Origin of the sequence: Sphingomonas sp. 8AM, assembly GCF_902506455.1 — a bacterium.
GTDB lineage: Bacteria > Pseudomonadota > Alphaproteobacteria > Sphingomonadales > Sphingomonadaceae > Sphingomonas.
Window position 1 is genome coordinate 2,989,606 of record NZ_LR733844.1, and the last position, 13,239, is coordinate 3,002,844.

The window sequence follows — 13,239 nt, forward strand, 5'->3', positions numbered from 1 at the left end:
ACTTGCTCCTTGGCCTGGGGTTCCCTAGGTCGCTGCACATGGCCGCACCAATATTGTCGTACGAAGACCTCGGGCTCGTTCAGGGGGCGGGATGGCTGTTCCGTCATCTGAACCTCTACGTCGGCGAACGCGACCGGCTGGCGCTGATCGGGCGCAACGGCGCAGGCAAGTCGACGCTGCTCAGGCTGATCGCGGGCGTCATCGACGCCGACGAGGGCCGTCGGACGATCGTGCCGGGCACCAGGGTGGTGATGCTGGAGCAGGATCCGGACGTCAGCGGCTTCGCGACCCTGCGCGATTATGCGCTGGCCGGCAACGACGCGCCCGAACATTATCAGGCCGATGCGATCGCCGACCAGCTCGGCATCGACCTGTCGCGCGAAGCCTCGTCCGCCTCGGGTGGTGAGCGCCGCCGCGCCGCGATCGTCCGCGCGCTCGCGATGGAGCCCGACGTGCTGCTGCTCGACGAGCCCACCAACCATCTCGACATTGCCGCGATCGAATGGCTCGAGGACTGGCTCAAGCGCTTTACCGGCGCGTTCGTCGTTATCAGCCATGACCGGACCTTCCTGACGCGGCTGACCCGGCAGACCTTGTGGCTGGACCGCGGCGAGCTGCGCCGCGCGGAGGTCGGGTTCGGCGGCTTCGACGCCTGGACCGAACAGGTCTATGCCGAGGAAGAGCGCAACGCGCAGCGCCTCGACGCCAAGCTGAAGATCGAGGAGCATTGGCTGCAACGCGGCGTCACCGGTCGCCGCCGCCGCAACCAGGGGCGGCTGTCGAAGCTCAAGGAGATGCGTGCCGAGCGCGCCGCGATGATGGGGCCGCAGGGCGCCGCGGCGCTTCAGATGGCGAGCGACGACAACAAGACCAAGGTCGTGATCGACGTCGATCATGCCTCGAAGAGCTTCGGAGACCGCCCGATCATTCGCGACCTCAACCTGCGCATCGCGCGCGGCGACCGGATCGGCGTTGTCGGGCGCAATGGCGCGGGCAAGACGACCCTGCTCAAGCTGCTGACCGGCGAACTGGAACCCGACACCGGCACCGTCAAGCGCGCCAAGACGCTCGACGGCATCTTCATCGACCAGCAGCGCAGCCTGATGGCGCCGCAGAAGACGGTGCGCGAGGTGTTGGCCGATGGCGGCGAGTGGATCGACGTGCTGGGATCACGCAAGCACATCCACGGCTATCTCAAGGAATTCCTGTTCGATCCCTCGCTGACCGAGGCGAAGGTCGGCACGCTGTCGGGCGGCGAGCGCTCGCGCCTGCTGCTCGCGCGCGAATTTGCGCGCGAGTCGAACCTGTTGATCCTTGACGAGCCGACCAACGATCTCGATCTGGAAACGCTCGATCTGTTGCAGGAGGTGATCGCCGATTATGGCGGCACCGTGCTGATCGTCAGCCACGACCGTGATTTTCTCGACCGGACCGTCACGATCACGCTCGGGCTCGACGGAAGCGGCCATGTCGATGTCGTCGCGGGCGGCTATGAGGACTGGGAGCGGCAACGACGCCCGCGCGTCGAGCCGACGAAAAAGGCCGCGACAACGCCCGCCGTCGCGCCCCCGCCTGCCCCGACGCGGGTCAAGCTGACCTACAGGGACCAGCGCGACTATGACCTGCTGCCCAAGCGGATCGAGGAACTCGACGCACGGATCGCGGCCGACGAGGCGGCGATGGCCGATCAGGGGCTCTACGCACGCGATCCCGCTGCCTTCGACCGGCTGAGCCGCAACATCGCTGGCTTGCGCGGAGAAAAGGATGCGGCTGAAATGCGTTGGCTGGAATTAGCCGAGATCATCGAGAATGCTTCCTGATCCAGCCCGCTAACTTACGCGGCCTTAACCGTTTCCGCTTATTGCTGCCTTTACGGAGGATGTGCTGTGAGCGGATCGGAACCTATCGACTTCGAGCAACGGCTGGCCGCGTTCGGCTATAACGAACGCAGCTACGCGACGTTTCCCATGGTGCGCCGCGCGATCGAGCGCCACGCCCCGACCGCGCTGGTGTCGCTGTACAAGCACATCGCCAGCACGCCGGCGATCAGCCGGATGTTCGCGTCGCAGGCGCGAATGGACCATGCCCGCGACAAGCAGCTGGAGCATTGGCGCAAGCTCTTCTCGGGGCCGATCGACCGCAATTACGCCGCGGCCGCCTCGCACATCGGCCAGATCCACGCGCGCATCGGGCTGGCGCCGACCTGGTACATCAGCGGCTATGCGCGGATGCTGGAGCATGTGCTCCCCAAGGTCATGCTCGGCCGGCTGCTCTGGCCGTTCAGCGCCCGCCGCCGGGCACGCGCCGCGACCGCGCTGGTCAAGGCGTCGCTGATCGACATGGACATCGCGCTCGCCGCCTATTTCGAGGCCGAGCAGGCCGGGCGCCGCGCCGTGATCGAGCGCTGCGGGCAGGTGTTCGAGCGGATGGCACAGGGCGACCTGACCGAGACGCTTGATGGCCTCCCGTCCGAATATCAGGCGCTTGCCGACAGTTTCGAGGCGATGCGCACGCAGATGTCGACCACACTCGGCGTCGTCACCCGCTCCAGCCAGCAAATCCGCACCGGCTCGGGCGACATCCGGCAGGCGTCCGACGACCTGTCGCAGCGCACCGAGCAGCAGGCGGCCTCGCTCGAGGAAACCGCCGCGGCGATGGATGAGATCACCGCGACGGTCCGCCAGACCGCCGACGGCGCCACGCAGGCCAACCGCATCGTCGGCGAGGCGCGCGGCGAGGCGGAGGAATCGGGTCAGATCGTCCGCCGCGCGGTCGAGGCGATGGGCGGCATCGAACGCTCGTCGGCAGAGATCAGCGAGATCATCACCGTCATCGACGGCATCTCCTTCCAGACCAACCTGCTGGCGCTGAACGCCGGCGTCGAGGCGGCGCGCGCCGGCGAAGCGGGCAAGGGCTTCGCGGTCGTCGCCTCCGAGGTCCGCGCGCTGGCGCAGCGTTCGGCCGACGCGGCGAAGGACGTCAAGACGCGCATTCTGGCCTCTTCCGAGCAGGTCGGCGTCGGCGTCGATCTCGTCAACGAGGCGGGTCAGGCCTTGCAGCGCATCATCGGCCGCATCGGCGAGATCAGCGATCTCGTTTCGCGGATTGCCACTTCGGCCAGCCAGCAGTCGGTCGGCCTCGGGCAGGTGAATACGGCGGTGTCGGAGATGGACAACGTCACGCAGCGCAACGCCGCGATGGTCGAACAGGCCACCGCCGCCGCGCGCACGCTCGCCGCCGAAGCCGAGGTCCTGTCGCGCGAAGTGGCACGCTTCCGGCTCGGCGAGGCCGATGGCAACCCGGTGCACCGGATGCAGCAGCGACTGGCAGCGGCTTGATCCGGCACCCTGAAGTGAACGTACATTCGCCGGCCGCCCCTCAGGGGCGCCACCATGGCTTACTGACGTTTCGATCCGGATCACTCCCTGGCTCGTCGCCCCGGACCTGATCCGGGATCGCGCTTCTTGCGACAGTAGTAAGGAGCGGGACCCTCGATCAAGTCGGGATGACGAAAGAAAAAGGGGCGCGATGGCGGTCGATCTGCTCTGCGACAGGCAAGGCACGCGGCGTTCTGTCGTCGGAAAGCATCGCCGAACTGACGAATATATTTACAATGACTCGATGCTTTCTCGACTCGTCTTCTGAAAGATCGTAATCTCCCGGTCTCGGGGGACCGATCATGAAGAGACGGCGATGGCTGGTCGTTGCTGGCGTAGTGGTGGCCGGCGCCGTGCTCTGGTTCGCCGGCCCGATCGCCTACATGTTGTGGATGGTATATTGGCACGGCCCACCGGCACTTGAACGGCTGCCGGTCAGCAAGCCCGTTGCGACGCTCCATTACGGACCCGCCCCGCAACAAGTCGAGGAATTGCGCTTGCCGACGGGTGCCGGTCCCTTCCCGGTTGCGGTCGTCGTGCACGGCGGCTGCTGGGACGCGTCGATCGGCGGCACAGCGCGCGGCATCGCCGCGCTGGCGGACGCGCTGACGCACCACGGCGTCGCGTCGCTGAATGTCGAATATCGGCAGCTTGGTCAGCCCGGCGGCGGCTGGCCCGGCACCTTCCGCGACGCGGGTGCGGCGATCGATACGCTTCGTCCACTCGCCACGCGCTACCCGCTGGACCTGTCGCGCGTAATTGTGGTCGGCCACTCGGCGGGCGCGCTGCTGGCGACATGGAGTGCGGTGCGTCCGCGTCTCGCTCCGACGAGCGACATCTACGCACGCGCGCCGATCAAGCCCGCCGCGGTGGTAGCGATCGACGGGCCGAGCAGCCTCGCTGAGTTCATCGGCAAGGATAAAGAAATTTGCGACAAGCCGGTCATCGTGCCGCTGATGGGCGGAACGCCGGCGCAGGTGCCGCAGCGCTATCGTGACGCCTCGGCGCAGGACCACCTCCCGCTCGGCGTGCCGCAGGCGATTGCCGTCGGCGCATTCGGCGACCTGATGACGCCCTATATCGCCCGCGTCCGCGGTGCCGGCGATCCGCTTCACGTCTACCGGACAAAGCGTCCTTCGCACTTCCGCATCATCAACCCGACCGAGGCGGAAGGCGCGGGGACGGTCGCATTGATCGTCCGCACGGCCGCGGCAATGAAGCGCTGAGCGTCAGCGGTCACTCCAGCCGCTTCCCCGCACGCCCGGCAAGCTCGACCACATATTGCCACGCCACGCGTCCCGAGCGGCTCCCGCGCCGCGTCGCCCATTGCACCGCGTCCGCCGCATCGAACGGCAGCGCGTATCGCTCGGCATAGCCGCGCACGATCGCCAAGTAACCGTCCTGATCGACGACATGGAAGCCGAGGCTCAGCCCGAAGCGGTCCGCCAGCGCCATCTGATCGTCGACCGAATCGCGCGGGTTGATCGCGCTTTCCTGTTCCTTGATGTCGCGCGTCACGATATGGCGGCGGTTGGAGGTGACGATCAGCCGCGCGTTCGCCGGTCGCGCCTCCGCCCCGCCTTCGAGCAGCGAGCGCAGCACCCGCGCCTCCGCCGCGACATCGAAACCGAGATCGTCGAGAAAGATCGCGAACGCGCGCTGTTGCCCCGCGACCACGTCGAACAGCCGCGGCAGCGTCTCCAGCCGGTCCGCCGCGACCTCGACCAGCGCGAGCGCGCCCCCGGCCGCTTGCACCGCGCCGGCCGTCGCCTTGACCAGCGCCGACTTGCCGGTGCCGCGCGCGCCCCACAGCAGCGCGTCCTGCGCCGGCAGCCCGTCGGCCAGTCGCGTAAAATTGGCTAACAACGCCGCTTTCTGCGTCTCAGCACCCTGCAGCAATGTCAGCGGCAACGGTGCGAAGGCACGTGCCGCCACCAGCGCACCGTCGCGCCAGACATAGGCAGGATGGGCCAGCGGATCGGCGCTGGCGGGCGGCGAAGGCGCAAGCCGCTCCAGCGCGGCGGCGATCCGTTCGAGAGCGTCGGTCATGCGCGTTGCGCTAATCCGGTCGTCACGTTGCCGCAACGGAAGATCGTGCATAAGGAAACCTTGCACGATCAAGCGTGTTGAAGCGTCCGGGGCGTAGTTGCGCTCTACGGGGGAACAGGAGCAGCAATTGACCGAAATCGTGCCGGTGATCCTTTCAGGCGGATCAGGTACTCGCTTGTGGCCGATGTCGCGGCCGGAAAAGCCCAAACAGATGCTTGCGTTGACGGCAAGCGAGACGATGTTGCAGCTCACGGCGGCGCGCGCGCACGGCGATGCCTTCGCGGCGCCGATCGTGGTCGCCAACGCCGCACACGCCGATGCGGTCGAGGAGCAGCTCGGCGCGATCGGCACCGCGCCGAGCGCGCTGATCCTCGAACCGGCAGGGCGCAACACCGCGCCCGCGATCGCGCTCGCTGCGCTGAGCGCCGCGGCCGACCAGGCGCTGCTGGTGATGCCGTCCGATCACGTCATCGCCGACCGCGAGGCGTTTCACGCCGCGATCCACGCCGCGCTGCCGCTGGTCGAGCAGGGCTGGCTCGTCACCTTCGGGATCACGCCCGACGCGCCCGAGACCGGCTACGGCTATATCAAGGTCGGTGAGGAGATCGCCGCGGGGGTCCACCGCGTGGCGCGCTTCGTGGAAAAGCCGAAGCGCGACGTGGCCGAAGCGATGATCGCCTCCGGCGACCATGCGTGGAACGGCGGAATTTTCCTGTTCCGCGCCGACGCCTATCTGGCCGCGCTGGAGCAATTCGCACCCGAGATCGTCGGCTCGGTGCGTAAGGCCTGCGTCGGCGCACGGCGGGAGGGCGTGCGCGTCTATCCCGATGCCGACGCCTTTGCCGCCTCGCCATCGGACTCGATCGATTATGCGGTGATGGAGAAAGCCGATCGTGTCGCCGTGGTGCCCGTGGCGATGGGGTGGAGCGACGTTGGCAGCTGGGACGCGCTGCACGCGATCAGCGAAGGCGACGCTCGCGGCAACGTCGTCACCGGCGCGGTCATCATGCTCGACAGCAGCAACTGCCTGGCGCGCAGTGACGGCGTGCGCGTCGCGATGGTCGGGATCGAGGACCTGATCGTCGTCGCCAGCGGCAACGACGTGCTGATCCTGCCGCGCGGGCGCAGTCAGGACGTCAAGCTGTTGCTCGAGGCGATGAAGGGCTGAATAGGTGCGTCACCCCGGACGTGATCCGGGGTGACAGGATTGCCCTACCCTAACATCACCCACGCCCAGCATGCCGCCAGCCCCGCGCACCCCAGTAACAGCTGCGGCGGGCGGAGCCGGGCGAAGTGCGCCGGCGCATTCCCGGCGAGCGCCGCGCGCCGGTCGAGCAGCGCCGCCAGCGCATAGCCCGCCGCCAGCAACGCCAGCGAGGTGCTGACGAACGGCACCACCAACGCCAGCCCCGCGATGGTGACATACCCGACCGCCGCAACGATCTCGACCGGTGTCGAGGCGGTCGGCGTCGCGAACCCGAACCCGCGCCGCACGCCCCCGATGAACGACAGGATCAGCGCGCCCCAGACGATCGCCAGCCGCACCGCGATCGATCCCCATCCGGGGGCGAGCACCCATGCGCCGACCGCGGCGGCGACGAGCGGGAGCATCGGGCCATAGCCAAACACGATGCTGTCATTAGGAATGCGGCCACGCTGGTTCATGAGCGCCGAACGCACGGCCGGCGCATCAGTCGCGTGCAAAGACTTCTTCGTGCGGGATGGTGAGATTCAGCGTGGGGAGGACAACGTCGTGCGGTTGCGCGAACAGGTCGTCGCGCCACGACTCCGGACCAAGCCGCTGCACGACCCGGGTCAGCTCGTTGTCGGGGTCGACGAGCACGATCGTACTGACGGATGGCAGGTTGCGATAGGCCGCCAGCTTGCTGCCTGCGTCGATCTTGGCGGTCGATGCCGACAGCACCTCGAAGATCACGACGGGATCGCTGTAGACACGCTGCTCCTCACGCTCGCGCGTCGCCGGATTGCCGCAGAAGACGCTCACATCCGGGTATCTGACCATATCGTCAGCCAACCGAATGCCCATGTCGGAATTATACGCCCGGCATCCGGTGCCGCGCAGCCGCGGTCCAAGATAGCTCAGGATGTTCGTCGCCACACGCGAATGCGCAGGGGTGCCGCCGGTCATCATGTGGATGACCCCATCGACCAATTCGAACTTGCGGTCGCTCCCGAAATCGATGGCGAGGAACTGCTCCACCGTGATCGGCTCATAGAAGGGGTCGTGCCGCATGCCAGCAATATAGCGTTTTGCCCGAGGCAAACAAAGGGCCGGCGGATCGCTCCGCCGGCCCTTCGCCGTACGCTAGGAGGACAGCGGCAAAGCCGCTGCCTGGACGTCAGACCGGATCGGCGCTGCCGACCGGCTGTCCGCGCCGTGGCGAGTCCTGCGCCAGCCACGCTGGCGCAGGCCGCCTTCGGCTTAGAAGTCCATGCCGCCCATGCCGCCCATGCCGCCGCCGGCCGGCATCGCCGGGCCCTTGTCGTCGGGCAGCTCGGACACGGTCGCTTCCGTGGTGATCAGCAGACCCGCCACCGAGGCCGCGTTCTGAAGCGCGGTGCGCACGACCTTGGTCGGGTCGATCACGCCGGCCGCCACCAGGTTCTCGTAGGTGTCGGTCGCGGCGTTGAAGCCGAGCGAGGTGTCGTTGCCGTCGAGCAGCTTGCCCGAGACCACCGCACCGTCGTGACCGGCGTTCTGCGCGATCTGGCGGACCAGCGAGGTCAGCGACTTGCGGACGATGTCGACGCCGCGCGTCTGGTCGTCGTTCTCGCCGGTCAGGCCGTCGAGCGCCTTCGACGCGTACAGCAGCGCCGTGCCGCCGCCCGGGACGATACCCTCTTCGACGGCGGCGCGGGTCGCATGCAGCGCGTCATCGACGCGATCCTTGCGCTCCTTCACCTCGACCTCGGTCGAGCCGCCGACCTTGATGACCGCAACGCCGCCCGCAAGCTTCGCCAGACGCTCCTGGAGCTTCTCGCGGTCGTAGTCGGAGGTGGTCACCTCGATCTGCTGGCGGATCGCCTCGGTGCGGCCCTTGATCGAGTCAGCGTCACCGGCACCATCGACGATGATGGTGTTGTCCTTGTCGATCGTCACGCGCTTGGCGGTGCCGAGCATGCCGAGCGTGACGCTCTCGAGCTTGATGCCGAGATCCTCGCTGACGACTTCGCCCTTGGTGAGGATCGCGATGTCTTCCAGCATCGCCTTGCGACGATCGCCGAAGCCCGGCGCCTTGACCGCTGCGACCTTCAGGCCACCGCGCAGCTTGTTGACCACCAAAGTGGCGAGCGCCTCGCCCTCGATGTCCTCGGCGATGATCAGCAGCGGACGACCCGACTGCACCACGGCCTCGAGGATCGGCAGCATCGCCTGCAGCGACGACAGCTTCTTCTCGTGGATCAGGATGTAGGGGTCGTTGAGCTCGACCTGCATCTTCTCGGGGTTGGTGATGAAGTACGGCGACAGATAGCCGCGATCGAACTGCATACCCTCGACGACGTCCAGCTCGAACTCGAGACCCTTGGCCTCCTCGACGGTGATGACGCCTTCCTTGCCGACCTTCTCCATCGCTTCCGCGATCTTCTCGCCGACTTCACGGTCGCCGTTGGCCGAGATGATGCCGACCTGTGCGACTTCCTGCGAGCCCGAGACGGGCTTGGAGCGCGCCTGGATGTCGGCGACGACCTTGATCACCGCGAGGTCGATGCCGCGCTTCAGGTCCATCGGGTTCATGCCGGCCGCGACCGACTTCATGCCTTCGCGGACGATCGCCTGCGCCAGCACGGTGGCGGTGGTGGTGCCGTCACCCGCGATATCGTTGGTCTTCGAGGCCACTTCGCGCACCATCTGCGCACCCATATTCTCGAACTTGTCCTTGAGCTCGATTTCCTTGGCGACCGACACACCGTCCTTGGTGATGCGGGGCGCGCCGAAGCTCTTGTCGATCACGACGTTGCGGCCCTTCGGCCCCAAAGTGACCTTCACCGCGTCGGCGAGGATGTCGACGCCGCGCAGGATGCGCTCGCGCGCGTCGCGGCCGAATTTCACGTCCTTGGCTGCCATGTGGCTACCCTTTCAGATGACGAATGTTGAGAAAGTTGAGGCGGTCGAACGCTCAGGCGATGATGCCGAGGATGTCCGATTCCTTCATGATGAGCAGGTCTTCACCGTCGACCTTGACCTCGGTGCCCGACCACTTGCCGAACAGGATGCGATCACCGGCCTTGACGTCGAGCGGGGCGACCTCGCCCTTGTCGTTCTTGGCGCCGGCCCCGGCGGCGACGACTTCGCCTTCCTGCGGCTTTTCCTTGGCGGTGTCGGGGATGATGATCCCGCCGGCCGTCTTCTCTTCCGCCTCGACGCGGCGGACGAGAACACGGTCGTGCAACGGACGAAAGTTCATTGCTCTTTACCCTTCTAAGGTATGTGACACTTATTTGGCACTCAATCGGGTCGAGTGCCAGCGGTTCGCATATGTGGGTGCCCCCGGCCGGGGTCAACGCCCCGCCGCAAATTTTTGGGAACCGTCCGGCGGGACGTGCGTGCGATCAGGCGACGTGCGGCGACAGGTGCAGCCGCTCGCGCGCGCTCCACCGCCAGATCAGCAGCGCGGAGACGACGCCGAGCCCCACCGCCAGCCCCCACCAGATTCCCGCNAGCGTCGGTGAACCACCCGATCCCATCCCGAACTCGGACGTGAAACCCCTCTGCGCCAATGGTACTATCGCTCAAGCGATGGAAGAGTAGGTCGCCGCCAGGCATTGCAGCCCGCACATCAGAACCCATTCACAACCCCAACACCTCGGCGCGGGGTGGAGCAGCCCGGTAGCTCGTCAGGCTCATAACCTGAAGGTCACAGGTTCAAATCCTGTCCCCGCAACCAACACAGACATCCACACGACGGCCCCGGTCTTTCACAAAGACCGGGGCCGTCGTGCGTTCCGCTGGCAACGCTCCGCCTAGTCCTGACGATAACGCCCCATCGTCACCTTCAGCACCTGCGGACGGTCGAGCAGATTGATCCCATAGTCGTCTGGTCTCCGTTCCACACACGCGCCGTCACCTAACGACCCCCGGCAAAACCACCCTCCTCCACGCGCAACACCAGCGCGGCACCCAACTCTATCGCCCCCGGCGCCGAGACGGTTTTGCGACGGAATTTTAGATCCCGCGGTTCGAGGCTTGGTTAGCCTGCCGACGTTCTCGGCCGCACGCGTCGTGCAGCCATTCGTCCGCGGCGTTTATGCGACCAACACCAGTCCGTCTCCAGCGCCGCGTGCCTGCCAGTCAGACCGCCGGAGCCCGCATCCGCGCCAGAGTTGGCGTTACCGGAAGGCATAGCGGACCGTCGCGAACACCGTGCGCGGGGTGCCGTAAAAATTACCGCGCCCGGTGCTCGAAATCCGCGCATAATAATTCTTGTCGAGTAGATTGTTGACGTTGACCGACAGCGCCAGCTGTTCGCTCAGCTGATAGCCGGCGCGCAGGTCGACGAGTGCATAGGCATCCTGCCGCACGATGGTCGAGCGCGTGCGCAACGTACCATTCGGATTGAACAGCGCCGGATTGCCCCCGTAAGTCGAGGAGAACCACGTCAGCCCGCCGCCGATGCTCGCACCCGCCAGCCGATCGCCGACCGGAGCATAGTTGGTGAAGAGCTTGACCATATGGTCGGGAATGATCGGCATCAGCGTGATGCCCTCGAACTGCGGCTCGGTGTCCTCCAGATATTCGCTGTGCGTGTAGGTATAGCCGCCGTTGATCCGCCAACCCGGCGCGATCTGCCCGGTTGCCTCGGCCTCAATGCCACGCGCGCGGACGCGTCCGGCCTGCAGAACGACGGTCGGCAGCTCGGCGGGGCTGACCAGCCGGTTGTCCTGCGTGATCTGATAGCCGGCGAGCGATAGCAGCAGCCGCTTGTCGAGCAGTGACAGCTTGGTGCCCGCCTCAAATTGATTGCCGATCAATGGATCGAGCGCTCGTCCATCAGGGCGGGCGCGACCGGCGGGCGCCGCCTGCGGGGTAAAGCTGTCAGCGTAGCTGATGTAGAGATTGAGGTTTGGCGTCACATCGTAGAGCATTGCGCCATAAGGCGTGAAGCGGCCGTCATAGCCGTAATGCGCGCGCCCGGTGACCGCACCGGACAAGCGGTTGAGCGTGTCGAGATCGTTCGACCACCAGGTGGCGCGGCCGCCACCGACCATGGTCAGATGCTCGACGGGCGACAGCCGCATTTGCCCATACAGGCCATATTGTTCGACATAGGTACGCGTCGCTCCCGAGGCGTGTTCGACGCATCGGGCCGAGACGGCGGTACATGAGGCGACGGTCGTGCCCTGTACCGGATAGAGCGGCAGCTCGGCGCGCGGGTCGAGGAGCGGTTCCGTCGGATAGACCGGATCGAACACGTTGATCCGCGCATAATTGCTCAGGCGCGAATAATAGGACGTATAATCGAGCGCCTGATAATCCATCCCGAGGATCAGCGTTTGCTCGCGACCGAACGCCCGGAAGCTGCCAGTGCCATTAATGTCGAACGAGCGGGTGCGCTGGCGATTATCACCAAGGAAGGCAATGTGGTTGGTGACGCCGCCATTCTCTGCGGTGATCGCGGCGTTGCCGATATAGCTGTATTTGTCGACGCGATCGACATTGGCGATCATTCCGGTCGCGCGCAGTGTCCAGCGATCGCTGATCCGGTGCGCCAGTTCGACGAACCCGGTCCAGCTCTCCGAATTGAAGCGGTTCCAATCGGCGCCGAGATAGGTGGAGCGGCGTACGTCGAGCAACCGCCCGTCGCTGCCATCGGCGCCGCCGACGTGGCCGGGAAGCCCGGTCTGCACCGCCGGCTGGAAACGGTCGTAGTAGACGCCCCCGGTCAACGTGGTCCGCGAGCCGATGGCGACGTCGCCGACCGCAAAGGCGCCCCAGCGGCGGCGGTGCGCAGTGTCGAAAAACTGGTCCTGATCCTGTGCCATCGCTCCGGCGCGTACCCCGATCGCGTCGGTCAGCCGGGTCGAGCCATCCAGCTCCAGCCGGACATTGTCGTAGCTGCCATAGCCCGCCGATGCCTGAACCCGCGTCGCCTCCAGCGGACGTTTGCGGATCAGGTTGATGCTGCCGGCCGGATTGCCTGCGCCGCTGAACAGTCCTGCGGGACCGCGCAAGACTTCAAGCCGGTCGTAGAAGAACAGATCGGGGACCACACCCGGGAAGCCGAACGACTGCGTCGGCACGCCATCGACCAGATAGTTGTTGATCGCGAAACCGCGGGCGTTGAACGACGGGTCCTCGCTGCCGATGCCGGTGACGGTGATGCCGTTGGTGGCGGTGAGCGCATCCTCAAGCGTGAAGAGGTTCTGCGCCTCGATCTGGTCGCGCTCGATCACGCTAATCGTGTTCGGCGTGTCTTTCAGCGGCGTGACAGTCTTGCCGACGGCCCGGCCATAGCTCTTGCCGATCACCACGACGTCGCCTTCGCGCTGTTCCCCGGGTGCGTCGGCAACCGTGATGTCGGGGGATGCAGCCTGAGCACCGGTAGGAAGAAGTCCAAGCACACTGCCCGACAGCAGGAGAAGCCACGATCTCATACAAAAAGTCCCCGATTTCATGAACGACCTAGAGGGATCGCTGATGATAGTCACTAGCAATTGCATAAAACGTTACAATTGCCGACGTAGGGATGACAGGTTGCGGCGCGCCTGATCCGGTGCGATACAGATCGTGGGTGTCCGCCGTTGGTGGCGGGCAGGTGATGATGCCGGTCGGGCCGCTGGCAGCCGTACTGCG

At 66.2% G+C, this 13,239-nt stretch carries 10 protein-coding genes, 1 tRNA gene, 1 rRNA gene and 1 pseudogene; 6 read left to right on the top strand and 7 right to left on the bottom strand.

Features of this window, described 5'->3' with window-relative positions; all coding sequences use genetic code 11:
- Positions 1-38 precede the first annotated feature (38 nt).
- The 3 genes from BACI71_RS14125 (at position 39) to BACI71_RS14135 (ending at position 4,603) form a co-directional block, all read left to right on the top strand.
- Complete coding sequence (locus BACI71_RS14125) at positions 39-1,820, top strand: ABC-F family ATP-binding cassette domain-containing protein (protein ID WP_159759652.1); 1,782 nt, start codon at positions 39-41, stop codon at positions 1,818-1,820.
- Positions 1,821-1,886: 66 nt separating this feature from the next.
- Entirely contained in the window at positions 1,887-3,338 is a 1,452-nt protein-coding gene (locus BACI71_RS14130) for a globin-coupled sensor protein (protein ID WP_159759654.1), read from the top strand.
- A 341-nt stretch (positions 3,339-3,679) separates the two neighbouring features.
- The gene (locus tag BACI71_RS14135) at positions 3,680-4,603 is read left to right on the top strand and encodes an alpha/beta hydrolase family protein (protein WP_159759656.1); all 924 of its coding nucleotides are present in this window, start codon (positions 3,680-3,682) and stop codon (positions 4,601-4,603) included.
- A gap of 10 nt (positions 4,604-4,613) precedes the next feature.
- On the opposite strand, the gene BACI71_RS14140 is transcribed toward BACI71_RS14135, so the two are convergent.
- Complete coding sequence (locus tag BACI71_RS14140) at positions 4,614-5,426, bottom strand: ATP-binding protein (RefSeq protein WP_159759658.1); 813 nt, start codon at positions 5,424-5,426, stop codon at positions 4,614-4,616.
- 139 nt (positions 5,427-5,565) lie between these two features.
- Here BACI71_RS14140 and BACI71_RS14145 point away from each other — a divergent pair, with 139 nt between their 5' ends.
- The gene (locus BACI71_RS14145) at positions 5,566-6,594 is read left to right on the top strand and encodes a mannose-1-phosphate guanylyltransferase/mannose-6-phosphate isomerase (RefSeq protein ID WP_159761224.1); all 1,029 of its coding nucleotides are present in this window, start codon (positions 5,566-5,568) and stop codon (positions 6,592-6,594) included.
- Positions 6,595-6,638: 44 nt separating this feature from the next.
- Here BACI71_RS14145 and BACI71_RS14150 read toward each other — a convergent pair whose 3' ends face one another.
- The 4 genes from BACI71_RS14150 to groES form a co-directional block, all read right to left on the bottom strand.
- Positions 6,639-7,106, bottom strand: coding sequence for a DUF3429 domain-containing protein (locus BACI71_RS14150; protein ID WP_236552992.1), 468 nt, complete (start codon positions 7,104-7,106; stop codon positions 6,639-6,641).
- Between the two features lie 10 nt (positions 7,107-7,116).
- Positions 7,117-7,647 (bottom strand): Uma2 family endonuclease, encoded by a 531-nt coding sequence (locus BACI71_RS14155; RefSeq protein ID WP_236552993.1) that lies wholly within the window; start codon positions 7,645-7,647, stop codon positions 7,117-7,119.
- 222 nt (positions 7,648-7,869) lie between these two features.
- Positions 7,870-9,513, bottom strand: a complete 1,644-nt coding sequence (gene groL / locus BACI71_RS14160; protein WP_159759662.1) for a chaperonin GroEL — start codon at positions 9,511-9,513, stop codon at positions 7,870-7,872.
- A gap of 52 nt (positions 9,514-9,565) precedes the next feature.
- Positions 9,566-9,853, bottom strand: a complete 288-nt coding sequence (groES, locus tag BACI71_RS14165; RefSeq protein WP_028966046.1) for a co-chaperone GroES — start codon at positions 9,851-9,853, stop codon at positions 9,566-9,568.
- Positions 9,854-10,104: 251 nt separating this feature from the next.
- Here groES and rrf point away from each other — a divergent pair.
- A 5S ribosomal RNA gene (gene rrf, locus BACI71_RS14170) occupies positions 10,105-10,203 on the top strand.
- Positions 10,204-10,256: 53 nt separating this feature from the next.
- Positions 10,257-10,333, top strand: a tRNA-Met gene (locus BACI71_RS14175).
- A 76-nt stretch (positions 10,334-10,409) separates the two neighbouring features.
- Here the strand turns inward: BACI71_RS14175 and BACI71_RS14180 are convergent.
- Positions 10,410-10,558: pseudogene (locus tag BACI71_RS14180) on the bottom strand (DUF5597 domain-containing protein); the annotation flags it as partial.
- Between the two features lie 217 nt (positions 10,559-10,775).
- Positions 10,776-13,040 carry a TonB-dependent siderophore receptor gene (locus tag BACI71_RS14185; protein ID WP_159759664.1) on the bottom strand — a complete coding sequence of 755 codons (2,265 nt, stop codon included), beginning with the start codon at positions 13,038-13,040 and terminating at the stop codon, positions 10,776-10,778.
- Between the last annotated feature and the right edge of the window lie 199 nt (positions 13,041-13,239).

Coding starts and splice junctions, on each gene's coding strand:
- BACI71_RS14125 (WP_159759652.1), top strand. CDS start 39: ATGGCCGCACCAATATTGTCGTACGAAGACCTCGGGCTCGTTCAGGGG.
- BACI71_RS14135 (WP_159759656.1), top strand. CDS start 3,680: ATGAAGAGACGGCGATGGCTGGTCGTTGCTGGCGTAGTGGTGGCCGGC.
- BACI71_RS14140 (WP_159759658.1), bottom strand. CDS start 5,426: ATGACCGACGCTCTCGAACGGATCGCCGCCGCGCTGGAGCGGCTTGCG.
- groL (WP_159759662.1), bottom strand. CDS start 9,513: ATGGCAGCCAAGGACGTGAAATTCGGCCGCGACGCGCGCGAGCGCATC.
- groES (WP_028966046.1), bottom strand. CDS start 9,853: ATGAACTTTCGTCCGTTGCACGACCGTGTTCTCGTCCGCCGCGTCGAG.
- BACI71_RS14185 (WP_159759664.1), bottom strand. CDS start 13,040: ATGAGATCGTGGCTTCTCCTGCTGTCGGGCAGTGTGCTTGGACTTCTT.